Annotated in this window: 24 protein-coding genes; 13 read left to right on the forward strand and 11 right to left on the reverse strand. The window is 27.5% G+C overall.

Annotated features, from left to right (window positions below; genetic code table 11):
• The first annotated feature begins 29 nt into the window (after positions 1-29).
• Genes LPB137_RS00305 through LPB137_RS00315 form a run of 3 tightly spaced genes read left to right on the forward strand, consistent with a single transcriptional unit; the run spans position 30 to position 2,032 of the window.
• On the forward strand, positions 30-332 hold the full coding sequence (locus LPB137_RS00305) for a hypothetical protein (RefSeq protein ID WP_076082825.1): 303 nt from the start codon (positions 30-32) through the stop codon (positions 330-332).
• On the forward strand, positions 333-965 hold the full coding sequence (bluB, locus tag LPB137_RS00310) for a 5,6-dimethylbenzimidazole synthase (RefSeq protein WP_076082828.1): 633 nt from the start codon (positions 333-335) through the stop codon (positions 963-965). It abuts the gene before it with no gap.
• Positions 962-2,032, forward strand: a complete 1,071-nt coding sequence (locus tag LPB137_RS00315; protein ID WP_156981713.1) for a TRAP transporter substrate-binding protein — start codon at positions 962-964, stop codon at positions 2,030-2,032. The genes bluB and LPB137_RS00315 overlap by 4 nt, the downstream gene beginning before the upstream one ends.
• 35 nt (positions 2,033-2,067) lie before the next feature.
• Here LPB137_RS00315 and LPB137_RS00320 read toward each other — a convergent pair whose 3' ends face one another.
• The 10 genes from LPB137_RS00320 to rsmA all read right to left on the reverse strand — a co-directional run bounded on the left by LPB137_RS00320 (position 2,068) and on the right by rsmA (position 12,576).
• Positions 2,068-2,787, reverse strand: coding sequence for a succinate dehydrogenase/fumarate reductase iron-sulfur subunit (locus tag LPB137_RS00320; RefSeq protein WP_076082831.1), 720 nt, complete (start codon positions 2,785-2,787; stop codon positions 2,068-2,070).
• Positions 2,784-4,388 (reverse strand): FAD-dependent oxidoreductase, encoded by a 1,605-nt coding sequence (locus tag LPB137_RS00325; protein WP_076082834.1) that lies wholly within the window; start codon positions 4,386-4,388, stop codon positions 2,784-2,786. Before LPB137_RS00325 ends, LPB137_RS00320 begins: the two co-directional genes overlap by 4 nt.
• A gap of 1 nt (position 4,389) precedes the next feature.
• A complete protein-coding gene (locus tag LPB137_RS00330) occupies positions 4,390-4,800 on the reverse strand; it encodes a hypothetical protein (RefSeq protein ID WP_076082837.1) in 411 nt (136 codons plus the stop codon).
• Positions 4,801-4,964: 164 nt separating this feature from the next.
• Complete coding sequence (locus LPB137_RS00335; protein ID WP_076082840.1) at positions 4,965-6,365, reverse strand: PhoH family protein; 1,401 nt, start codon at positions 6,363-6,365, stop codon at positions 4,965-4,967.
• Positions 6,366-6,884 (reverse strand): protoporphyrinogen oxidase HemJ, encoded by a 519-nt coding sequence (gene hemJ, locus LPB137_RS00340; RefSeq protein WP_076082843.1) that lies wholly within the window; start codon positions 6,882-6,884, stop codon positions 6,366-6,368.
• Complete coding sequence (locus LPB137_RS00345; protein ID WP_076082846.1) at positions 6,884-8,071, reverse strand: replication-associated recombination protein A; 1,188 nt, start codon at positions 8,069-8,071, stop codon at positions 6,884-6,886. Before LPB137_RS00345 ends, hemJ begins: the two co-directional genes overlap by 1 nt.
• A complete protein-coding gene (locus tag LPB137_RS00350; protein WP_076082849.1) occupies positions 8,055-8,861 on the reverse strand; it encodes a pseudouridine synthase in 807 nt (268 codons plus the stop codon). Before LPB137_RS00350 ends, LPB137_RS00345 begins: the two co-directional genes overlap by 17 nt.
• A complete protein-coding gene (locus tag LPB137_RS00355) occupies positions 8,861-9,823 on the reverse strand; it encodes a KpsF/GutQ family sugar-phosphate isomerase (RefSeq protein WP_076082852.1) in 963 nt (320 codons plus the stop codon). The genes LPB137_RS00350 and LPB137_RS00355 overlap by 1 nt, the downstream gene beginning before the upstream one ends.
• Before the next feature lie 10 nt (positions 9,824-9,833).
• A complete protein-coding gene (locus LPB137_RS00360; protein ID WP_076082855.1) occupies positions 9,834-11,795 on the reverse strand; it encodes a ribonuclease J in 1,962 nt (653 codons plus the stop codon).
• A complete protein-coding gene (gene rsmA / locus LPB137_RS00365) occupies positions 11,782-12,576 on the reverse strand; it encodes a 16S rRNA (adenine(1518)-N(6)/adenine(1519)-N(6))-dimethyltransferase RsmA (RefSeq protein WP_076082858.1) in 795 nt (264 codons plus the stop codon). The genes LPB137_RS00360 and rsmA overlap by 14 nt, the downstream gene beginning before the upstream one ends.
• A 73-nt stretch (positions 12,577-12,649) precedes the next feature.
• Between rsmA and hisF the strand changes: the two genes are divergently transcribed.
• From hisF to gltX, 5 genes are all read left to right on the forward strand, one after another.
• Positions 12,650-13,411 carry an imidazole glycerol phosphate synthase subunit HisF gene (hisF, locus tag LPB137_RS00370; RefSeq protein WP_076082861.1) on the forward strand — a complete coding sequence of 254 codons (762 nt, stop codon included), beginning with the start codon at positions 12,650-12,652 and terminating at the stop codon, positions 13,409-13,411.
• Between the two features lies 1 nt (position 13,412).
• Positions 13,413-14,096 carry an SIMPL domain-containing protein gene (locus LPB137_RS00375; protein WP_076082864.1) on the forward strand — a complete coding sequence of 228 codons (684 nt, stop codon included), beginning with the start codon at positions 13,413-13,415 and terminating at the stop codon, positions 14,094-14,096.
• Complete coding sequence (locus LPB137_RS00380; protein ID WP_076082867.1) at positions 14,093-14,629, forward strand: phosphorylase family protein; 537 nt, start codon at positions 14,093-14,095, stop codon at positions 14,627-14,629. The genes LPB137_RS00375 and LPB137_RS00380 overlap by 4 nt, the downstream gene beginning before the upstream one ends.
• A 26-nt stretch (positions 14,630-14,655) precedes the next feature.
• Positions 14,656-15,738 (forward strand): dual-specificity RNA methyltransferase RlmN, encoded by a 1,083-nt coding sequence (gene rlmN, locus LPB137_RS00385; protein WP_076082869.1) that lies wholly within the window; start codon positions 14,656-14,658, stop codon positions 15,736-15,738.
• An 88-nt stretch (positions 15,739-15,826) separates the two neighbouring features.
• Positions 15,827-17,236: a glutamate--tRNA ligase gene (gene gltX / locus LPB137_RS00390; protein ID WP_076082872.1), complete on the forward strand. Its 1,410-nt coding sequence runs from the start codon at positions 15,827-15,829 to the stop codon at positions 17,234-17,236.
• A gap of 45 nt (positions 17,237-17,281) precedes the next feature.
• On the opposite strand, the gene LPB137_RS00395 is transcribed toward gltX, so the two are convergent.
• The gene (locus LPB137_RS00395; RefSeq protein WP_076082874.1) at positions 17,282-17,941 is read right to left on the reverse strand and encodes a response regulator transcription factor; all 660 of its coding nucleotides are present in this window, start codon (positions 17,939-17,941) and stop codon (positions 17,282-17,284) included.
• A gap of 50 nt (positions 17,942-17,991) precedes the next feature.
• Between LPB137_RS00395 and LPB137_RS00400 the strand changes: the two genes are divergently transcribed.
• The 5 genes from LPB137_RS00400 to LPB137_RS00420 all read left to right on the forward strand — a co-directional run bounded on the left by LPB137_RS00400 (position 17,992) and on the right by LPB137_RS00420 (position 24,961).
• Positions 17,992-19,182: a sensor histidine kinase gene (locus LPB137_RS00400; RefSeq protein WP_083657295.1), complete on the forward strand. Its 1,191-nt coding sequence runs from the start codon at positions 17,992-17,994 to the stop codon at positions 19,180-19,182.
• Between the two features lie 72 nt (positions 19,183-19,254).
• On the forward strand, positions 19,255-19,635 hold the full coding sequence (locus LPB137_RS00405) for a FixH family protein (RefSeq protein ID WP_076082877.1): 381 nt from the start codon (positions 19,255-19,257) through the stop codon (positions 19,633-19,635).
• An 8-nt stretch (positions 19,636-19,643) separates the two neighbouring features.
• The gene (locus LPB137_RS00410) at positions 19,644-20,852 is read left to right on the forward strand and encodes a TolC family protein (RefSeq protein WP_076082881.1); all 1,209 of its coding nucleotides are present in this window, start codon (positions 19,644-19,646) and stop codon (positions 20,850-20,852) included.
• Complete coding sequence (locus tag LPB137_RS00415) at positions 20,849-21,853, forward strand: efflux RND transporter periplasmic adaptor subunit (RefSeq protein ID WP_076082884.1); 1,005 nt, start codon at positions 20,849-20,851, stop codon at positions 21,851-21,853. Before LPB137_RS00410 ends, LPB137_RS00415 begins: the two co-directional genes overlap by 4 nt.
• An 18-nt stretch (positions 21,854-21,871) precedes the next feature.
• Positions 21,872-24,961: an efflux RND transporter permease subunit gene (locus tag LPB137_RS00420; RefSeq protein WP_076082886.1), complete on the forward strand. Its 3,090-nt coding sequence runs from the start codon at positions 21,872-21,874 to the stop codon at positions 24,959-24,961.
• Positions 24,962-25,102: the final 141 nt, after the last annotated feature.

The raw sequence follows: 25,102 nt of genomic DNA on the forward strand, positions 1-25,102 counted from the left end.
ATAATTTATAATATTTTAAAGAGGACTATATGACAGTACTAATACCTGTTGATTCAACAAATAGAGACGAATGTGTTATTGCATCAATAGAAGAAAATAAATCATGGGCTTTTGTAACTTTAGATGGTGGTAAAATATCGAAGATAGAGTTTGTAGAAAGAAGAGAAGATATTTCTGTATGGATTGATGCAGTAGTGGTTATAAATGAGTTAGAATATGTTTGGCCATTTATGGATGAAGGAATAATTGCTTTAATTGCTCCAACACAAAAAAGTATTGATGAAATCGTTGAAGCTTTTTTATTCAAAGATTTACACGACTTTACAGTATAAATGATTTTTAATAAAAAAGATCAAACTACATTAGAAAATATTATTACCTCAAGACGTGATGTTAGAGGTAATAATTTTATTAATAAAAAGATATCAAAAAAGAAACTTTTAAAGATTTTAAACTCAGCACAAAATGCACCTTCTGTTGGGTATTCACAACCTTGGCGCTTTATAATTGTTGATAAAAAGAAAAAGGACTTAGTTTATAATCACTTTTCAAAATCATTTGAAAAAAGTAAAAAGAAATTTAAAGATAGAAAATTATACTCTTCACTTAAATTAGAAGGTATAAAAGAATCAAATATCAATATTGCTGTTTATTATAAAAAAAGTAAAAAAGATATTTTGGGTCAAACATATATGAAAAGAACAGGTGAATATTCTGTCATATGTGCAATTTTAAATATGTGGTTAACTGCAAGATCATTAAATATTGGTATGGGATGGGTTTCAATTCTAAAGCCGAAAAAAATAAATGATATATTTGATATTAAAAAAGAAGATTACAAATTTATCGCATATTTATGCTTTGGATATACAAAAGAGTTTTATGATGAACCAGAATTAAAAAAACTTGGTTGGAAAAAGAAGAAGAAATTAGAAAAATTAATCTTAAAAAAAGGAAAAATATGAAAAAAATGATTACAAAAGTAGCTATTACATCTGCATTACTTATGGCAATGTCTGTAAGTATGCAAGCAAAAGAAAAAGTTTATAAACTTAAACTTGCTACTACATGGGGAAAAACAACTGTACCTTTAATTGATACAACTTATGAGATGGTAAAATTAGCTGAAGAGATGTCAAATGGTAGATTAAAAATTAGAGTTGATACTGCATCAAAGCATAAAGCACCTTTAGGTATTTTAGATATGGTAAAAGCTGGTCAATATGATATGGGACACTCAGCATCTTATTATTGGAAAGGTAAAGATATAAATACATTACCTTTTACTTCTATGCCTTTTGGTTTAACTGCACCTGAGCAATATGCATGGTTTTATCATGGTGGTGGCTTAGAACTTATGCAAAAAGTTTACTCAAAACATAAAGTATTATCATTTCCTGGTGGAAGCACTGGGGTTCAAATGGGTGGATGGTTTAGAAATGAAATTAATTCTCTTGATGACTTAAAAGGTCTTAAAATGAGAATTCCAGGTTTTGCAGGTGAAGTTATGGCTAAACTTGGTGTTGTTGTTACAAATATTGCTCCTGGGGAGCTTTATACTTCTTTAGATAGTAAAACAATTGATGCTTTAGAATGGGTTGGACCATCAATGGATATTAAAATGGGATTTCATAAAATAGCACCATTTTATTATACAGGTTGGCATGAACCAGCTTCAGAAATGCAATTTTTAATTAATAAAAGATCATTTGATAAACTTCCAAAAGATTTACAAACAATCTTAAAAGTTTCAATGAGAACATCTGCATATAATATGTATATTAAAAACTACGATATGAATATTACTGCATGGAAAAATATGTTAAAAGATAATCCTGATATCAAAGTTAAAACATTTCCAAAAGTTGTTATGGATGAAATGAAAAAATCAAATAAAGAATTAAGAGATGAAGTTAGTTCTAAAAGTCCTTTACTAAAAGAAGTTTTAGATTCTCAAGATGCTTATCAGAAAAAAGCTAGAGAATGGACAAAGATGTCTGATTATCTATACTTAAAAGATAATTTAAAATAGTTTACTAAAATTAATTAAGAGCATTCAGCTCTTAATTAAAATCCATTTGGATTAAATCCAAAATTAATAGAAGAATCAAATTTTGAAAAGTTAGGATTTTCATATCCTTTTTGAACAGAGATATTTTGTAACTGCATAATATCTGCTTTTGGATCAATACCTTGTGGACATACAAAAGTACAGGCACTGCATAAAGTACAATCCCAAATACCTTTTTTTTGTATAGAAGCAATTATAGAGCTATTATCTAACACTTTCTTATCATTTGCATATCTTAATGCTCTTGTTAGTGCAAAAGGCCCTAGAAACTCTTTATTTACATCATATACAGGACAAGAACTATAGCAGGAATTACAAAGTATACAATTACTTTGTGTATCAATTAGTTTTATGTCATTATTAGTAATTTCTGCATTGCTCTTATCATCTAAAAATGCATTTGAAGTTTTTATTAACAATGTTTCATGTGAAACATCTGTAACTAAATCTTTTATTACTGAACGATTTTTCAAAGGTTCAATCAAATCATTATCTTGTACATTTGTTTTACAACTTAGTTTTTCTACACCATTTACAAGAACAGCACAAGAACCACAAACTCCACTTTTACATCCGCATCTAAATGTTAAACTTGCATCTTGAGTAGTTTTTATTTCAGTTAAGGCTTGAAGTAAATTTGTTTTTTGTATATCAAAGAAATCTATATGATTTTTATCTTCATTCTCTTTACTAAATCTTTTTATCTTTATTTTCATATTACATCCTCAAAATCTATTTGAAGTTCATTATTAAGGATTTTTGCAAAAGAGTTTTTTTGATATGCATTTAGTTCAAATGGATAATCATCTCTATAATGAGCTCCCCTACTTTCTTTTCTTTGTATAGCTGTTTTAATAATTATTTCTGCTATGTCTATCATATTAATAAATTCTATAAATTCAATTAGATTCTTATTGTATATTCTGGATTTATCTTGAATACCCATTTGCTTTATTTTTTGTTTCATAGCTAGTACATCAATTAATGCTAAAGTTAGATTTTCATCATTTCTAAATACTCCAACGTTATTGAAAAATAGTTTTCCTAATTTTTCTTTTTCATAATAAAAGTTTATTTCATTTGTATATGAATAAACTTCATTAATAAAGTTTTTTTGTTTAGTAAAACTTGCTGTTTCTTTATTTATATTATTGCTAGATTTTATATTATTCTTTGATGCATTTGTTCCTGCTATTTTACCAAGTGTTACAATTTCTAATAAAGAATTACCACCTAATCTATTTGCACCATGAATTGATGCTTGAGCAACTTCACCACAAGCATATAAAGATTTGATGTTAGTTTTGCTATCTATATCTGTTTTTATTCCACCCATGGAATAATGAGCAGCTGGGTTAATCGGAAGTAGTTCTTCTTCAATTTTGACATTTGAAAATTCTAGTGCTAGTCTTTTTTCTTGAGGCATAGTTTCATTTATTTTGTCAAGACCTAGATGTCTTAAATCTAAATATACTTTTTGATCTTGATTTATTCTTTTATATATTGCTCTAGCAACTTCATCTCTAGGCTTTAGTTCATCAATAAATCTTTGTTTGTTTTCATCAAGTAAAAAACCACCCTCACCTCTAGCACTTTCACTAACTAATATATTACTATTTTCTAATGCTGTTGGATGGAACTGTACAAATTCCATATTTGATAATATTGCACCAGCTTTTAGTGTACAATTTAATCCATCTGCAGTATTAGAAAAAGAATTTGTTGTATGGTTTGAATAAATACCAGCATAACCACCAGATGCTATTATTGTGCTTTTTGATAATATTTCTTTTATAGTCCCTTCTTGTATATCAAAAATAATAGCACCTTTACATGTATCATTCTCTATTATTAATTCAAGAAGCATATGTTCATTTAAAAAGTTAATATTCTCTTTTATACATTGATCATATAATGTATGAACAATTTTTAATCCTGTGTAATCACTTGAGTAACATGTTCTTAGTTTTTTAGTTCCGCCAAACTTTCTTTGTGCAATTTGGTTACTATTATTTCTTGTAAACGGTACTCCAATACTATCAAGCCAGTTTATTGTATCTTTAGCATTTTTACACATAAAGTTTATATTATCTTTATTAGCAAGTCCTCTTGATGCCTTATATGTATCTTCTGTATGAATATCAACACTATCATCATCTTCATATAAAACTGCATTTATTCCACCTTGTGCTTGCACTGTTTGGGAATGTGTTGGATATGTTTTAGATATTACAAGTACTTTAGTATCTTTTTGTTGTGCTGATAAAGCTGCTGTTAATCCTGCTGCTCCAGAACCAATTATTATTACATCATACATTTTATTCCCAAAAATCTTTTAAAGCTTCATTCTCTTTTTTTGTTGTAGCTTTTTTTTGAAAATCAAGATCTAGATTTTCAATTTGAGCAAGAGCATTTTCTAAGTCTTTGTTATTAATTTCATCATCAATTATCTCTTCAATACTTTCTTCTTGAATTATTTCTTTTTCATCCTTAATAATTTCAGGTTTTCTAAGATTTTTTTCTTTTACTTTTTCTTGAAGTTTTATGTAATCATTTATTAGTTCTTCATATTTATTGAAATCTAATAACATAAAACTAGGCTTTCCATCTCTTAATATTACAGCTTTATCAATCTCTTTTTTTGATACTTTATCAAATATCATCTTGCTTTTTCTGATTAATTCGGTTGATGAAAACATCTCATTTGATCTATATTGTAGTAAGTCCATTTATACTCCTATACGTATTGTAATATGTATTGTAGCACATTTTACAATATTAATAAAAGATTTAAATATTTTTTTGATTAAAAGAGGTATTTTTTAAGAGTCTTATATAGCGTATCTAATAGTCATAATAGCACATATATTTACATATGTACTATTGAATTTTTTTATTTTGAAAATATCATTTCTGCCCATTCTGTGATTGGACCTCTTAATACTTTTTGTAATTTTATTGCAAAAGTATTTACTAAAGTATTTTCATTTTTTGTGGATTTCAGAAGTGTTGTTAAAGAGTTTGTATATTTATTTACATAGAAGTTATCTATTTGTTTATTTGAACCTAGTATTACAACTTTAGATGTATTATCTATTCTAGATAAAACCATTTGCATAGTTTTATTTGACATGTTTTGTGCTTCATCAATTATGATAAATGCATTAGAAATAGTTCTCCCTCTCATTTCTCCTACCCACATAGTTTCGATACTGTAATTTTGAATCATCTGTTCTACTCTTGAAGTAACTTCACCATCATCAAGTTCTGGTATATTTTCAAGATTCTTTTTTGATTTCTTTTTATATTCTGTTCTAATTATGTATTCTAAACTATCCATTAAAGGATGGTTATAAATTCTGAATTTTTCTTCAAATCCTGGAAGATATCCAACATCTTCACCTTTATCTAGTGATTCAACTGAGTTTCTAATGTAAATGATTTTTTGGTATTGTTTTTGTCTTATTAGTTTAAGTGCCCCACTTAAAGCTAAAAGAGTTTTACCCGAACCTGCTTTTGCTTCTATAATTAAAACATTATATAAGTGAGATGCAATTGCATTTGAAAAGAATAATTGTTCTTTATTTAAAGGAGTAATTATTTGATTTCGAATTTCACCTTCATCTAAAACTCTAATTCTTTTATTTTCAATATTTGCTAAAATTACTTGATCTGAATCTATAACTTTAAAACAATATGAATAGTTATAGGGTTTATAATCTTTATCAAATTTATATATTTCTTGATTATCAAAATCTTCTAAATCTTGAAAATCTATTTCAATATCTTTTATAAACTCATAGTTAAACTCATCTTTATTTGAACCAAGTAACGCATCAGTTTTTATATCAAGTGATATTGCTCTAGTTCTTGCCATAATATCAAGTGATAAAAATTCAACTTCTTTTTCATAATAGCTATTTGAAAAAGTCGCTATTTCTAATATCTTTCTGTCATTAATTATATTTAAAGATACATTCTTTGAATTTAGTGAATACTCTTCTTTTGAAATAATATCAATTATTGTAGCTTGTTTATTTTGTATTTCTAATCGTATTATTTTGTAAGTATCTTTTTTTATTGATTCTTTAATTTTTGAATTTTCAAGTATTCTTGCAAACTCTCTTGCTTGAAAATTTATCTCATCAAAACCTGATTTTTTAGTATCAATTTCATCTAAAACTGTCTCAGGTAAAATTATAAGGTTTTTACTATCTTGTGATAGTTTAAAAATATTACTTGCATCTTCTAATAAAATATTAGTATCAAGTACGTAGTATTTATCAAATTTCATTTATTTTTTCTCTTTTTGTTTATAAACTTTATAGACTATAAAAGCACCAATTAAAAGTGTAATTACTGTAAAGGCTATTGAAAATGTTTTTGTTATCACATATCCCACAATCAATAAAGCTAAAATTGTTGGTACTTCATTATAAGCTCTAAAGAAATTACCACTTCTTTCATAATTATCATTTTCAAGTTTTTTTCTAAAATATCCAAGAGAGTAAGAATAAATTACTAATAATAGTGCAAATAAAAGTTTTGCATGCATCCAACCACCTGCTTCACTTGAAAGTAAATATGGATTTAAATATATCATAACAGCACCACTTATAATTGTGGCCCACATAGCAGGAACACCAATATATTTATACATTTTTAATTCTTGTATTTTTACTACTTCAACAAACTCTTTTTTATTTTGATGTTCAGTGTGATAGACATAAAGTCTTGGTTGATAAAACAACATTGCCATCCATGACATTACAGCCATAATATGAAATGTTAATATCCATGTGTAGTATTCCATTATGAATCCTTGTTTTTAATTTTTTCTACCCAATCATTTAAAGTTTTTTCATACCCAATATTTAATGAATTATATATGTTTAGATCTTCTTTTAAATACTTTTGTTCAACATAACCACCAAAATCGTGAGGGTATAAATAGCCTATATGCTGCGAATCTAAATGTTTTGGTATATCTAGTAGTTTTCCAGCTTTAATGCCTTGTAGAGCTTTATTGATAGCTTTATAAGCACCATTAGATTTTGGACTTGATGTTAAGTAAATTATACACTGCCCTAGCATAATTCTAGATTCTGGATATCCGATTTTATTACATGCTGTCATTGTACTAACGGCAAGATTAAAAGCATTAGGATTAGCATTACCAATATCTTCACTTGCAAAGATTACTAGTCTTCTTGTAATAAAATCAACGCTTTCTCCACCGTTTATTAATCTTGCCATATAATATAAAGCTGCATCAATATTTGAACCTCTCATTGATTTAATCATCGCAGATGCTAAATCATAATGAGTATTAGAAGAGGATACTCCATCCCCTATAACATTCTCTCTTAGTTGCTTCAATAAATCAATTGTAATCTCTTTTGAAACTTTATAAGAAAAGTTTAAAAGTGTAAGCATTGCTCTTGCATCACCTGAACTTGAAAGGATTAAATACTCTTTTGTTTCTTTATCAAATTTTGCATCAATATCTTTTAAAGCTATTTGTAATATCTTTTCCATTTCTTCTTGAGTAAAAGCTTTAAATTCATAAAGAAAAGATCTAGAACGAATTGCATTTGTCAATGTAAAAAATGGATTTTCTGTACTTGCACCTATTATCGTTGCATCATAATTTTCCATTATTGGAAGAAGTACTTCTTGTTGATTTTTAGAAAGTCTATGTACTTCATCAATGAAAATTAAAGGTTTAATTAAAGCATTTTTATATCTATCAAATACTTTACGTAAATCTTCAACTTTAATACTTGTGGCATTAAAATAGTAATAATCTGTATCTATTTCACGAGCTATTATTTTTGCAAGAGTTGTTTTTCCAGTTCCTGGTTTTCCATAGAAAAATAAGTGTGGTATTTCTTTTTGTTTTATAAGTTTATAAAGGGCTTTGTCTTTTGATATTATGTGAGATTGACCAACAAAGTTATCTAAACTTGTTGGTCTTAATTTGTTAGAAAGATCTGTCATCTTCTTCGTTTTGGCTTAAAAAGTCTCTTAGGTTTCTGTATTCTTCTTTTGAAAGGAATCTGCTTTTTCCTGTTGGTAGATTATTTAGTGAAATTCCACCAAATTCAAATCTTTTAAGATCTAAAATATCAAGTCCGAAGTGTGCAAAGAATCTTCTTAATTCTCTGTTTTTACCTTCATTTATTGATACTTTAATTTTTGAAAATTTTTCACCATTACTTACGATGTTATATCCTAAGAATGGAGCAAATTTCATTGATCTGATTTTACTACCTTTAAATGCTCCATCTGTCGCATCTTCAAGTTCTAAACCATGCATCATCGCAGATTCAACTTTTGGACCAATTGGGCCATTTACTTTTATTTTGTAAATTCTTTCTAAATTAGAGTGCATTAAAGCATCAACAATCTGAACTGAATCAGATAAAAGAAGTAAACCTTCACTTGCATAATCAAGCCGTCCTACAGACATAAAGTGAGCATATCTTTTACCTAATGAATCATAAATAGTTTTTCTACCTTGTGGGTCTTTCTTAGATACTATTTCACCCTTTGGTTTATTGTAAATAATTACCGTAGGCATTTTATTTTTATCTTCTTTAATAGGAGTTTTATTGATATGAACTTCATCATTAACAGTTACTTTTGTAGCTAAATTTTCAACTACAACACCATTAACTTTTACTTTACCCTCTTCTATTAATCTATCTGCTTCTCTTCTTGAATATTTACTATTATGTGATAAAAATTTATTTAATCTAACAGCTTCTAGTTCTTCTTCTTTTCTCATTATTTTATACCAGCTTCTATTAAGTCATGAATATGAAGTACACCAATTAGTTTGTCTTCATTATCTGTAACTATTAATAATTGTATTTTAAAATCTTCAATAACTTGTAATGCATCACTAGCTAAAAGATCTTTATTTTTTAATGTTTTAGGATTTGTTGATGCTAATGATTCAACTGTACAATCAATTGTAAAGTCATCATTCATTAGAGCTCTTCTTAAATCTCCATCACTTAATAATCCAATTACTTTATTGTTGTCATCTGTGATTATTACACTTCCAAGTCTACCTTCACTCATTTGTAAAATGGCATCTTTTAGTTTTGTTTCACGTGAAACTATAGGAAGATTCTCTCTTCTTAGTAAATCATCAACTTTTACAAAAAGTTTTTTTCCTAAGCTTCCTCCTGGGTGAAATGATGCAAAATCTTCTTTTTGGAAGTTTCTTTTTCTCATTAAAGTAACTGCTAATGCATCACCCATTGCCATAGTTAATGTAGTAGAAGACATAGGAGCAACATCTAAAGGACATCCCTCTTTTTCAACTTTTACATTTATAAAAACATCTGAGTATTTTGCTAGTGTAGAATTTTCATTACTAGCCATTGCAATTAGTGGAATATTAAATCTTTTAAGATGAGGAAGAATTTGAACTAATTCTTCACTCTCACCTGAGTATGAGATACCTAAAACAATATCTTCTTTACCAATCATTCCTAAATCCCCATGCATAGCTTCAGTAGGATGAAGGAAAAATGAACTAGTACCAGTACTTGCAAGTGTAGCTGCTATTTTTGTTCCAACAAGTCCTGATTTACCAACACCTGTAATAATAAGTTTACCTTTTGAATTTACAATTAAATCAATAGCTTTATCTATATCAAAAGATATTTTTCCTGCCGCTTTTTCTAATTCCTTAGCTTCTGTTAACAGTGTATCTTTAACTATTTGTTTAAAATCCATTCTTTTCTCCTTATTGTACAAATATAGTAGGTACAATCATTGGGTATTTTTTATATTTTCTAATACAATGTTTTCTAACGGCTTTTCTAATTTCATCTTCTATCATTCTAGTGTTTTTGAAAATACCTGGTTTAACATTTGCTAGGAATGTAGCTAATAAATCTTCAATTTCTTTTGCAAAAAATTTATCTTGTTTATCAGGAACTAATCCAAATGAAGTAACTTTTGCTCTATCGGCTAATGTTCTATCATTTTCATTGATTTGTGCAACAATCATAACAACACCCTCGTTTGCCATTGTTTGTCTATCCATAACAATATCATCAGAAATTTTGTGATTTAATTGATTATCAATATACACTTTTCCTGATTTAACAGTTTTAACTTTTTTCATATACTTAGGAGTTACTTCAATTTGCTCACCAGCATTCATAATATAAAGATTTCTTTCTAAAATACCACAGTCAATCCCTGTTTTACCATGCTTTAATGCATGATTATATTCACCATGAACAGGCATAAAGAATTTAGGTTTAACTAATCTTAACATTAATTTTTGCTCTTCTTGAGCTGCGTGTCCTGATACGTGAATATCTGCGTAATCTTGGTATGCTACTTTAGCTCCAGCTTTTAATAAATTATTTAAAATTCCAGATACACTAGCTTCATTTCCAGGAATTGCTTTAGCAGATAATACAATTTGATCACTTGGCTTGATTTTAATATGTCTATGTTCATGAATAGCCATTCTAAATAATGCTGACATTGGTTCACCCTGACTACCTGTAGTTACAATTAGTACTTCTTCATCTTTATATTTATTCACTTCATGTGCATCTATAAAAGAATCTTTTGGGAATTTAACATATCCAAGACCCATTGCTAAGTCTAAGTTTTTCTCCATTGATCTACCAATTACACAAACTTTTCTATTTGCTTTAATTCCTCTTTCAATAGCTTGTGCAACTCTATGAATATTTGAAGAGAATGTAGACATAATAACTCTACCTTTTGCATCAGCAAAAATTCTGTCAAATGTAGGCCCTACTGTTTTTTCAGTTTTTGTAAATCCTGGTGAGTGAGAGTTTGTTGAATCAGATGTTAATAGTAAAACACCCTTCTCTCCATAATATGCAAGTCTGTGTAAATCTGTTGGATATCCATCAACAGGAGTATGGTCAATTTTAAAATCACCTGTGTGAATCATAGTTCCAGCTTCAGTTGTAACCGCAATTGCAGATGAATCAATAATTGAGTGAGTAACATGCATCCACTCTACTTCAAATTCACCAATTTTAATTGGTTTTCTTTTTTCAATACATCTAAAGAATTTTCTAAATTCTCTCATTTTATGTTCATCAAATTTTGAACCAATCATTTCTAATGGTAATGATGTACCATAAACTGGGAATTGCATCTCTTTGAATAAATATGGCATTGCACCAATATGATCTTCATGTCCATGTGTAATAATAACAGCTTCAATTTTGTGTTTAATTTCTCTTAAATAAGTAAAATCAGGAATTAAAATATCAACACCATGCATAGTTTCATCAGGGAAATTCATACCAACATCAACAATAATTGCAGACTTTTCAGTCTCAATAATCATCATATTTCCACCAATTTCACCTAATCCACCAAGAGGAGTAATTCTCATTTTTGCAGATGTGTTTAAGTTCAATTTATAATGAGGATTTAACCTATCTTTTTGAATCTTTTCATTTACTAAGTGTGCTTTTTTAAGATCATTCATCCAACCATCACCTGTCATTTCAGTTGGTAGTTTTGCTTTTGGTCTTCTATTATTGTTATTGTGGTTTGGTTTTCTTTTTTGAGGAGTTTTTTGACCTTCATTTGAAGGCTTATTATCTTCTTTTTTTGTTTGCTTTTGTTCTACTGGATTGTTTTCAGTAGTTTCTTTAGCAGCCTGCGTGTTAACAATTGTTTCTTCTTGTTTAATTTCTTCCATTTTTTACCTTTGTATACAATTGGCTATACAAAGATGAACTGATTTCATGAGGTCTTATATTATCATTAATTCCAAGTTCTTCATAATATTGAGATATTAATTTTTTATCAACAAGCGAAGAAAGATTTTTTGATAATTTTTTTCTAGGCTGCACGAAGCAAGCTTTCAAAAATTTATTAAAATCTTTATCAATAGTTTTACTCATATCTTTTCTAATATAAAGAATAGAAGACATAACTTTTGGTGGAGGATCAAATGATTCAGGAGGAACGTCAAATAGTATTCTTGATTCAAGTGATACCATATCCGCAATTACTCCTAATGAAGAGAACTCTTTATCCTTAGGCTTCGCCGAGAATTTTAAAGCTACTTCTTTTTGAATCATTACAATGATACTCTCACAGTTTTTGTCTTCAAATGCTCTTAATATAATATTTGTTGCAATATAATATGGTAAATTTGCTATTAAATCATATTTACCATCATGTAGAGTTCCTTGGGCATCCCAAGCTTCTAAAACATCAGTGTGGATCAGTTTTAGTTTATTCTCTTCTAATTCTATTGCAAATTTGGACTCTAAAATACTAATTAAATCAGTATCTACTTCATAAGCAGTCATCTCTTTGTACTTGACTATATTTTTAGTCAAATCACCTAATCCAGGCCCAATTTCCACGACATAGTTATTGTTGTTGGGCATCGATTGGATGATTCTATCCAAAACCATAGTATCTTTTAAAAAGTTTTGTCCGTATTTCTTTTTTGCTTTTATATTTTCCATAATTGCGAAGAGTATAACTGTTTTTAACTTACAATTAGATAAGATAATAACTAATAATAATTAAGGAATTTATTTGAGTAGTTTTGCAAAAAGAATTATACCTTGTTTAGATGTGGATAACGGACGAGTGGTTAAGGGAATTAACTTTGTTGGACTTCGTGATGCAGGTGATCCTGTAGAAGTTGCAAAAAGATATAATAATGAAGGTGCAGATGAAATAACTTTTTTAGATATTACTGCAAGTCATGAAAATCGAGGGACAATTGTAGATATTGTGAAAGAAGTTGCAAAAGAAGTTTTTATTCCTCTTACTGTTGGTGGAGGTATAAGAAAACTTGAAGATATTTACAAGCTACTAAATGTTGGTTGTGACAAGGTTTCTATTAATTCATCTGCTGTAACAAACCCTGATTTAATTAATGAAAGTGCAAAACGATTTGGTAGCCAGTGTATAGTAACCGCTATTGATGTAAAAAAAGTAGAAGATGGTTCCTATCATGTTTTTGTAAAAGGTGGACGAGAAGATACAGGACTTGACGCTGTAGCATGGGCAAAAGAAGTATATGATAGAGGTGCTGGAGAAATTCTACTTACTTCTATGGATACTGATGGTGCTAAAACTGGATTTGAGTTAAATATTACTGAAAAAATTTCTTCAATGATTGATATTCCTGTTATTGCATCTGGTGGTGCTGGGACTATGGAACACATGAAAGAAGCTTTTGAACATGGAGCAAGTGCAGCCTTAGCTGCATCAATTTTCCATTTTAAAGAAATTGATATTATGGATTTAAAAAGATATCTAAGAGATAATAATATACCAGTAAGGATATAATATGAAAGTTAAGTTTTTATTTTTAATTGCCCTACTTCTACCTATTTCACTATTGTCATATGAAATTAGTTTTAATAAGAAATTTTCAAAATCTGTTGCTCCTGATGTTTTAGTTGCAAGTGTAAATATTAGTATTGAAAATGAATCTGAAGGCTTTATAGCTTCACATATAGAAAAGTTTACTAAGTATATTGATAGAAATAAAACAGTTCAAAAAAGCCATGGAAATGTAACTATAAGTCCAAAATATAAATATTTTAAGAATACTCAAAAGTTTATTGGTTACCACGGAAATTTAAGATATACAATAAAAGGTGAAAGTGCAAAAAATATAAACTCTTTTATTGATGATTTAATAGCTTTAGAATCAAAGTACGATAAAGATAACGTTAAACTTAGAATTTCAAAGCTTTCATGGACTGTTAGTAATAAACTTTATGAAAGTAATCAAGATACATTAAGAATTGATGCTTTTAAATGGATTGAAGTATATGCAAACTCTTTAAAAAATGAAATATCTAAAGAATGTGAAGTAAAAAATATTAATATTAACCAATCAAGTCCACAAGTTTTTAGAGCAAGAACTGCACAATCTCTTACAGAAAAACGAATATCAAATATTGCACCTATTAGTACAAATGTAGAAATTAAAATTGAACCAAATTTTGTTTTGGAGTGTAAATGATAATTTGCGCAGGAAGAAATGAAACTTTTAAATTTGCTAATGCAATGGGTGTTGGCTTGATTGAATCGGCAATTAATTTAACTAAAAAATGCCTAGAAGATAAACCTGAATTTATAATTTTTGTAGGAAGTGCAGGTTCTTATGGAGAGCATGAGATATTTGATATTGTTGAATCAAAAAGTGCTTCAAATATTGAATTATCTTTTCTTTCAAATGATTCATATACACCTTTAGATAAAATTGCCCAGTCAAAAAATGAAATGCTAAGAGATGACACAATTGTTAATTCATCAAATTATATTTCAACAAATGAAGAATTATGTAAGAAATACAATGAATATGGTGTAGGAATTGAGAATATGGAGTTTTTTTCTCTTGTTCAAGTAGCAAATGAATTTAATATTCCAATTGCAGGCGTATTTATAATAACAAATTATACAAATGAAAATGCACATAAAGATTTTATAAAAAACCATAAAATTGCGATGGAAAAATTAAGTGAATATTTGCTTAATAAGAACATCATAAAATAAAATAATAGAAAAGAAATGGAAAAGTAATGGCAAAAGAAGGAACACCCTCAATATATGACTTCTCACTTGATGAATTAAAAGAGACTTTAAAACCATCATTTAGAGCAAAGCAAATATATAACTGGTTATACAAGCAATACGCATCTTCGTATGATGAGATGAAAAATATACCAAAAGATTTGAAAGAAGAACTAGAAGAAAAATACCCTATTGATGTAATGAGTATTTTAAAAAAAGAAGTAAGTACTGATGGAAGTATTAAATATCTTTTTAAATTAAGAGATAATTTAACAGTTGAAGCTGTTTTATTACTTATGAAAGAAAAAAAGAAAAACGAAGAAGGTGTAATTGTCCGAAGTGAAAAATACACTGTTTGTGTTTCTTCACAAGTTGGATGTAAAGTAGGTTGTACTTTTTGTTTAACTGCAAAAGGTGGCTTTGTTAGAAACCTTACAGTTGGCGAGTATATTGCACAAATTGTAAATATTAAAAGAGATAATGATATCCCAGCTAATAAATCAGTAAACATAGTATATATGGGAATGGGTGAACCACTTGATAACTTTAAAAACTTTACACGTGCTGTAAATGTATTTAGTGAAGAAGAGGGATTATCTATTAATAAAAGAAGACAAACTGTTTCTACTTCTGGTGTTGCTTCTAAGATTGAGAAACTAGGAGAGTTTGATTTAGGAATACAATTAGCTATTTCACTTCATGCTGTTGATGATGACTTAAGATCTGAGTTAATTCCTATGAATAAAGCTTATAATATTCAAACTATTATTGATGCAGTTAGAAAATTCCCTGTTGATACAAGAAAAAAAGTGATGTTTGAATATCTTGTAATCAAGGGTAAAAATGACAGTATTGAAGCTGCTGCTAAATTAATTAAACTATTAAATGGTATAAATGCAAAAGTAAATCTAATTTTCTTTAATCCTTATCCAGGAACTGATTATGAAAGACCAGAAGTTGCTGATATGATTAGATTTAAAGACTATTTAAATGATAGAGGACTTATTTGTACTATTAGAGAATCAAAAGGTATAGATATCTCTGCAGCATGTGGACAGTTAAAAGAAAAGGATGCAAATGGGCTTACTTGAAATAGGACTACTAATATTTATAGCAATTGTAGCAATAGTATCAGGCGTAGGATTTTACATATATAATAAAAAAGAGGAGAAGTAAGAAATGGCAATTACAAGATTTGCACCAAGTCCAACAGGATATTTACATATTGGAGGACTTAGAACTGCACTTTATTCTTATCTTTGGGCTAAAAAAACTAATGGTGAATTTAAATTAAGAATTGAAGATACAGATAATGCTAGAAATAATGAAGATGCTGTAAGAGCAATTTTAGAAGCTTTTGAATGGGTTGGAATGCCAAGTGACTGTGAGATTGAATACCAATCTAAAAGAGTAGATATTTATAAAAAATATATCGCACAACTTTTAGAAGAAGGTAAAGCTTATAAGTGTTACATGAGCAGAGATGAACTTGATGCTTTAAGAGCAAAACAAGAAGCTGCAAAAGAAAATCCAAGATATGATGAAACTTGGAGACCAGAAGAGGGTAAAGTATTACCTCAAATTCCTGCTGATATTGAACCAGTTATTAGAATTAAAGCTCCAAAAGAGGGTGCTATAACTTTTGAAGATGGTGTAAAAGGTTCTATGAAATTTGAAGCTAATCAAGTTGATGATTTTGTAATTGCTAGGGCAAATGGAATGCCTATTTATAACTTTGTTGTGGCTATTGATGACCATTTAATGGGAATGACTGATGTATTAAGAGGTGATGATCACTTAACTAATACTCCAAAGCAAATTGTAATTTATAATGCTCTAGGTTTTGAAGTACCAAAATTCTTCCATATGCCAATGATTAATAACCCTCAAGGTAAAAAACTATCTAAAAGAGATGGAGCTATGGATGTTATGCAATATAAAGCTGATGGTTATCTTCCAGAAGCTTTATTAAACTTTCTTGTTAGACTTGGTTGGTCAAATGGAGATCAAGAAGTATTCTCAATGGATGAAATGCTAGAACTGTTTGATCCAAATAATATTAATAAGTCAGCATCTTCATATAATGCAGAAAAACTTTTATGGTTAAACTCTGAATATATAAAAGCTGTTTCAAATGATAGATTAGTAGAGGAGTTAAAAGCTTTTGATTTAGATTTAACACACTACAATAAGAAAACAGAGATACTAGATTTAGCAAAACAAAGAGCACAAACTTTAATTGAATTAAAAAATGCTGTTAATACAATTTTAGAAGTACCAACTTCATATGAAGCAAAAGGAAGTAAAAAGTTTGTTAAAGAAGGAACAGTAGAGTTTTTAAATAAATATCTAGTATTATTAGGTGAAAATAAAGACAATTTATATTCAGTTGATAAAGTTGAAGCAATTACAAAACCATTTATTGAAGAGAATGGTTTAAAATTTCCTCAATTATTTCAACCAATTAGAATTGCATTAACAGGTGGAACACAAGCACCTTCTGTTTACGATATTATTTCTATTTTAGGTTACGATGAAACTCGGTCTAGACTTGATAGAGCAATAGAAAAGAACTTCGACAAAGAATAAAATCAACTTACATTTTAGGTGCCAGATGGTACCTAAAGTGATTACCTATAATTTCAGTTTATAACCTATCCCTTTTATAGTAATTATCATATCTTTTCCTAAAACTTTTCGTAAGTTTTTTATATAAGTTCTAATAGTTGTAGCAGTTGGTACTTCATCATAAACCCAGTTATTCAATGAAATTTCATCTATTGAGACAGCTTTATTTTTATTTTTTAATAAATATTCAAAAACTTTTGCTTCTGTTTTTGAAAGATGAGTTTGCTTATTTTCAAAGATTATATCTTTTGTATTATAATTATATGAGAAGTTTTGGCTTAAAACTTTTATCTCTTGATTGTCTATTTGTCTTAATCTTTTTATATTATTAATACGCAAATTTAATTCGCTTAAAGTAAAAGGTTTTTTAATATAATCATCAGCACCAGAATCGAACCCTTCTTGCATATCTTTCGAAGTATGCAAAGAAGTAATATAAATGCTTGGAATATCAATTTGACGCTCTTTTAAGCTTTTCAATAAATCAAAACCATTTAATGAAGGTACATTTACATCAAGAAGTAATAAATCAAATGATCTTTCATAAATAGCTTCAATTGCTTCTTGACCATCAAAAGTTGTATGAACTTCATGTCCTAATTCATCTAAAAATTCTTCTATGATTTCATTTAATAAGGAATCATCTTCTAGTAGTAATATTTTCATTCTAGAAGTATAGTTAATTTTACATGGAAAGTATATGGAAAAAAGCTTTTATGTTATACTCTTGCAAAAAATATGAAAAACAGGAGTTTTATATTAAATTAACACAAAGTGAAAAAAGAACATTTATAAGATTTCTTGGTCTATATTTAGGTAGTTCATTTTTTTTGATACTTTTTATTGCAATACTTTATTTTCAAAATGAAAAAAATGTATATTTTGATTTAACAAAAACAAAAATGCAAAATATTGTATCTAATATCGGATCACAAGTTATTCTTGCACATATGCAAGGTAAAACACTTGATAAATCTCAATTTTTAAAAAGTGACCTCTATCAAATATCATTTTATGACAAATATAAAAATAAGTTATATGGAAACTTAGAAGAAAAAGTTGATTTTTCAAAAAAGATTATTCAAAAAGAAAAATATTTTATTTTAGTGCATGATGATGATTATGGACATCTAGGAATATTTCATATTGCTATAAAAGAAAACTTATATTATCAAAAGATTATTGACTTAAGAAATGAAATCATAATTCTTTTTCTAATTATATATTCTATTTTGGGATTAATTGGATTCTATCTTGCTCGTTTATTTTTAAAACCAATAAAAGATGAAAGAGAAAAGTTAAACAACTTTATAAAAGACACTACCCATGAATTAAACACACCAATAAGCGCAATTTTAATGTCTTTGGAAAATGAAAAATTAAGTAAAAAACAAATTGAAAGAGTGCGCTTAGGTGCAATTAAAGTGAGTGATGTATATAAAGATTTAACATATATTTTTTTAGAAGAAAGAGAAACAAAGACTAACCTAGAAGAAATTTCTTTAAAAATTTTAATCGAAAAAGAATTGAAATACTTTGAAGTCTTAGCTGAAAAAAAGAAAATAATAATAGATGTTAACTTAGAAGACTTAAAATATAAAATTGATGAATCAGACTTTATTAGAGTTTTTAATAATCTCTTATCAAATGCTATAAAATATAATAAACAAAATGGTTCTATTAGTGTTTTATTAAAAGAAAGAAAACTTGTTATTAAAGATTCAGGTATTGGAATTGATAATGATAAAATTAAAGATATTTTTAATAGATATTATAGAGCTACAAAGGACAATGGTGGCTTTGGGTTAGGACTTAATATCGTAAAAAATATATGTGATGAATACAATATAAAAGTTGATGTTCATTCAAAAGTAAAAGAAGAAACTACTTTTACTCTTACTTTTTAAGTTACTTCTATTTCCTCCACACTTTCTCCTCATTAAATATATATACTTCTTTAAATTAAAAAAGGAGTTTATATGAACTTATTCAAATTATTAACAATACTTGCTTTAACATTTGGTTTTTTAAATGCAGAACGAATCTTTCAAGAAGGTGAAAAAAATGGCTATAAAATTGTACTTAAATCAGAAAAGTCCTTAGTTGTTGGAGATAATATTTTCTTTGTCACTTTATTAAAAGATGGAAAAAACTTTACAAATGCAAAAGTTAAAGCAAAGTTTTTTATGCCAGAAATGCCTGGTATGCCATATATGGAATTTAAAGATAAAGCAAAATTAATTGAAAATAAATATCAAATGAAAATAAACTTTTCAATGGGTGGAACTTGGCAATATCATTTACTATTTAAAACAGAAGATGGAAAAGTACATAAAATAAGATCAAGTGTAAACTTATAGGTTTTATTATGTTAAAAAAGACTCTTCTATTCTCATCACTACTGTTTTTTAATATTTTAAATGCTCAGAATATAAATAGTTTAATAGATTATAGTTTTAAACAAAACTATAATCTAAAAGCTTTAGAACAAAGTATTAAAAGTGCAAAAGAACAAATAGAACTTTCTTCTAAATGGAATAATCCAAATTTATCTTTTGGTGTAAATGATATACAGTTTGATGATGTTTCAAGAAGAGATTTAGAACCAATGCAATCTGCATTTATAGGTATTTCGCAAGTGGTACCTATAAATGATAAACTTAAAACAAAAGAGAAAATAGCTAAAAATGATTATGAAATATCAAAATATTTATTAGAGGATAAAAAACTAGAATATAAATCTAAAATATATGAATATGTTTATTATATAAAGTTAGTAGAAAAGAGATTAGCTTTATATGAAGAGTTTAAAATAAATACTAAAAATCTTGAAAAACTATTAACGCAACTTTATACATATAATAAAGCATCTCAAGTACAAATATTGAATACACAAATATTATATGAAAATTTAAAGCTAAAATCACAAAAATTAAAAACAATATTAAATACAATAAATTTAAAACTTGAGCAAATAACATATAAAAAAATAGAAGATATAGATATTAATCTAAGTGTAAAAGAAGTGAAGTTATCTATGGCTATTGATACTCATCCGATGATTTTATTATTAGAGCAAGCATCAAAGAAACAAGATAATATTTCTGTTTTAGAAAAAGAAAAGAAGAATTCAGATGTAAAAGTTTCACTTAGTTATTTTCAAAGAGATAGTAAATATGAAGATTATGTAAATGTTTCTTTATCTATTCCTTTATCTATTTATGGAAGTGAAGATTTAAAAGCTAAAAAAGCAAAAATTAAAACTCTTGAATTAAATCATAAACTCCAAGATACAAAAATGACTTTTATAAATAAAATCAAAACTTATCAAAGTAATATTAATGATTCTATAAAAACAATAAATATTATTGAAAATAATATCCTTCCAAAATTTAGTCATTTACAAAAAGTTTTAGAAGCATACAATTCAAACGGTTTTTCAAATAATATTGATTCAAGTTCTCTTATAAAAAATCTAAATGAAATTATAAAATATAAACTACAAGCTATTGATGAAAAAGAAAAATATTTCACTGCAATAGCAAAATCAATGTATTTAAGAGAGGAAGTCCAATGAAATATATCTTAAGTGCCCTAATAATAGGCTTTACAATACTGAATGCTCAAATTCTTGAAGTTTCACAAGTATTCAATAAAAAGCTCGTCAAAGTACAAAAAGAGCATATAGGTACTTTAAAAAGCTTTTATGGAACAAGTGCTTTAAATGAAACAAAAATTTATGATATTGTTACAAGATTTGATGGATATATTACAAATTTATATGCAAACGAACAATATAAAAGTATAAAAAAAGGAAAAGCACTTTTTACAATATATTCTGATGAAATAAATTCAATACAGCAAGAATTACAAATTGCTAAGAAATTTAATAAATCATTAATAAATAGTAATATTGAAAAACTAAAAGCTTTAGATATAAATTCTTCAACTATTAAAAGAATAAAATCTTCAAAAAAGACAATTAAAAATATTTCATTTTATTCTCCTTCAAATGCAATTATTTTACAAAAAAACATTAACAAAGGAAGTTTTGCTAAAAAAGGAAAACTTTTACTCCAGCTTGCCTCTTTAGATGAGCTTTGGTTTATAGCTTCTGTTTATCAAAAAGATTTAAGCTTTATAAAAAAAGATATGAAAGCAAGAATATATCTTGATGGAATAAAAAAACCTATAGTTTCAAAAGTTGATATGATTTATCCTACACTTGATTTAAAAACTAAAACAGTAGATGTAAGATTTGTATTAGAAAATAAAGATTTAAAACTAATTCCTAATATGTTTGGAAAAGTTGATATTAAAACTATTGAAAAAGAAATGCTGACTTTACCTAAAACAGCAGTACTTTCAAAAGGTGATAAGTTTTTTGTTTTTCAAAACCTTTCAAAAACAGAATTTGAACCAATAGAAGTAAAAGCAAAAAGGATTTCTTCTAATAAGTATGAAATTATAGAAGGTTTAGAAGAAGGACAAAGTGTAATAAATAATGCATTGTTTTTACTTGATTCTGATGCTACTACAAATGGACTTTATAGTTCAGATGATGACGATGACTGGTAATAGGTAGTAGGAAAAACAATGGTTGAAAATATAATCTCATATAGTATAAAAAATAAATTCTTAGTTCTTTTTTCTGTAATAATCTTAACAATTGCTTCTTTTTGGGCTGTAAAAAATACATCTTTAGACGCCTTACCTGATTTATCACCTCCCCAAGTAATTGTGCAGGTTAAATGGGCAGGACAAAGTCCTAAGACAATTGAAGAGCAAGTTTCATATCCTTTAATATCAAATTTAATGAGCCTACCAAATATTGATACAGTAAGAGCCATGAGTTCTTTTCAAAATGCTTTGATATATATTATATTTAAAGATGGTACAGACCTTTATGATTCACGAAATAGAATACTTGAACAACTTTCTCAACTTCAAGGAACATTTCCTCAAGGTGTTGATGTTGCAATTGGTCCAGATGCGACAGGAGTTGGTTGGGCTTATGAATATGCTCTTAAATCTGAAAGTAAATCTTTAGATGAATTAAGAACTTTACAAGATTATTACTATAAATATGCCTTGCTTGGTGTTGATGGAGTTAGTGAAATTGCTTCAATTGGTGGGTTTATAAAAAACTATGAGATTACTTTAAATCAAGATAGATTAGTTCAATATAACATTAGTATTGATGAGGTTAAAAGTGCCTTAGTAAAAAACAATGACGAAAAAGGCGGTCGAATTATTTTAGAAAATGGCTTTGAGCATATGATTCAAGCAAAAGGCTATTTAAAATCACGTGTAGATATTGAAAATATTACAGTAAAAACAAACAACTCAATACCTTTAAAAATAAGTGATATTGCAAGTGTAAATATTACTTCAACAAATCGTCGTGGAATGGTAGATTTAAATGGTGAAGGTGAAATAGTAGGTGGAATTGTAGTTGTAAGATATGGTGAGAATCCATATTCAGTAATAAAAGCAGTAAAAGAAAAAATCAAGACTTTAAATGTAGAAGGTGTGCAAGTAGTTGAAACTTATGATAGAACATCGTTAATTGATAAGGCTATTGATACATTAAAAAATACACTTATTGAAGAATCAATTATTGTGATGATTATTACTGGTTTATTTTTATTTCATTTTAGGTCTGCACTTATTATTATAATAACACTACCTCTTACAGTTTTAATCACTTTTTTACTAATGAAAGCATTTGGAATGGGTTCAAATATTATGAGTTTAGGAGGAATTGCTATTGCTATTGGTGCAATGGTTGATGCAACAATTGTAATGGTTGAAAATGCTCATAAATATCTTCAAGGAAAAGAAAATATTTCAAATGAGGAAAGAATTAAAATTATAATTAAGTCTGCTAAGCAAGTTGGACGTCCAATATTTTTTGCATTAATATTAGTTGTAGTTTCTTTTTTACCAATTTTTGCACTAACAGGACAAGAAGGAAGACTTTTCACTCCCTTAGCTTTTACAAAATCTTTTGCAATGATTAGTGGAGCAATTTTATCAATTACAATTGTTCCAATATTAATGATATTTTTAATACGAGGAAAACTTTTAAGTGAAGATAAAAACTGGTTAAATAAGTTTTTCGTCACTTTATATTCTCCTTTGCTAAAGATATCTCTTAGATTTAGATATTTAATAGTATTTATTTTTTTAGCAACAATAATTGCAGCATATCCTGTTTATAAGAAGCAAAATTGGGAATTTATGCCAATGATAAATGAACAAACTTTTATGTATATGCCAGTAACTCCCTATGGTTTAGGAATTGATTTATCAAAAGAGCTTACACAAAAAACAGATAAAATCTTAAAATCTTTTCCTGAAGTTCAAACTGTATTTGGAAAAGCAGGTCGAGCTGATACTGCTACAGATCCTGCACCTTTAGCAATGATTGAAACTATTATTACTTTTAAACCACAAGAGCAGTGGAGGGAAGGAATGACATATAAAAAGTTAATGCAGGAAATGGATAAAAAACTTCAAATAGCAGGGCTTATAAATTCTTGGACATATCCAATTCGAGGACGTATTGATATGCTTTTAACTGGTATAAGAACACCTCTTGGAATAAAATTATATGGGAATAGTCATACACAATTAGAAATTACAGCAACTTTAATTGAGCAAAAACTAAAAAAGTTTGATAAAACTCTTTCGGTATCAACAGATAAGATTAATTCAGGGTATTATTTAAATATTGATGTAAAAGAAGAAATGCTTGCAAGATTTGGAATAAATAAAAATGATGTACTTTCAACAATATCACTTGGTGTTGCAGGCTCAAAAATATCAACTTTTATAGATGGCTTAGAGAGATATCCAATTAGCTTAAGATTTGAAACTACTCAAAGAGAAGATATAACAGTTTTAAATAATCTTCAAATTAAAACAAAACTAGGTTTTCAGCCTTTAGAAATGTTTGCAAATTTAAAGTATGAAGAAGGACCTTCTGTAATTAAGTCTGAAAAAGCTTTAAATGTAAACTTTATCTATATAACACCTAAAAATGATATATCTGCAAAACAGTATAAAGATGAAGCAAAGCAGTTATTAAAAGATATAAAACTTCCTAATGGGTTTTATTATGAGTGGGCAGGGCAAAGTGAGTATTTAGAATCTGCTATGCAAAGGCTAATGTATATTATTCCTTTAACTTTTGTGCTTATCTTTATTTTGATTTATTTTGCACTAAAAAATATTACATATACAATGATTATATTTTTCACCCTTCCTTTTGCACTCACAGGTGGAATATTTTACTTAGACTATTTAGACTTTAATATATCTATTGCAGTTATAGTTGGCTTTTTAGCCTTACTTGGTGTTGCTGCTGAAACTTCAATTGTAATGCTAGTTTATTTACATGAAGCAATGAATGAATTAAAACAAAAATGTATAAAAATTGAAGATAAGGATATCTTTGAATATATTTATAAAGGAGCGGTATTAAGACTTCGCCCAAAACTTATGACATTATTTGCAATTTTAGGTGGTTTAATTCCTATTATGTATATAAATACAGTAGGAAGTGAAGTAATGCAAAGAATAGCAGCACCAATGATAGGAGGAATGATATCATCTGCGTTTTTAACTTTGATAATAATTCCCTCGATATTCTATATTTTAACTTTAAGACAAAAAAATTAAGTATAAAAAAGACTATAAATAAGGGGTTTATTGAGAATTTTTCATAAAAATATATAATATTTTGTAATCTAAACATTCACTACACAATAAAAATGTATAATTCCCTTGTACATATGAAAGAGATAAGAAAAAAATGACGCT

This window comes from Poseidonibacter parvus, assembly GCF_001956695.1.
Taxonomy (GTDB): Bacteria; Campylobacterota; Campylobacteria; order Campylobacterales; family Arcobacteraceae; genus Poseidonibacter; species Poseidonibacter parvus.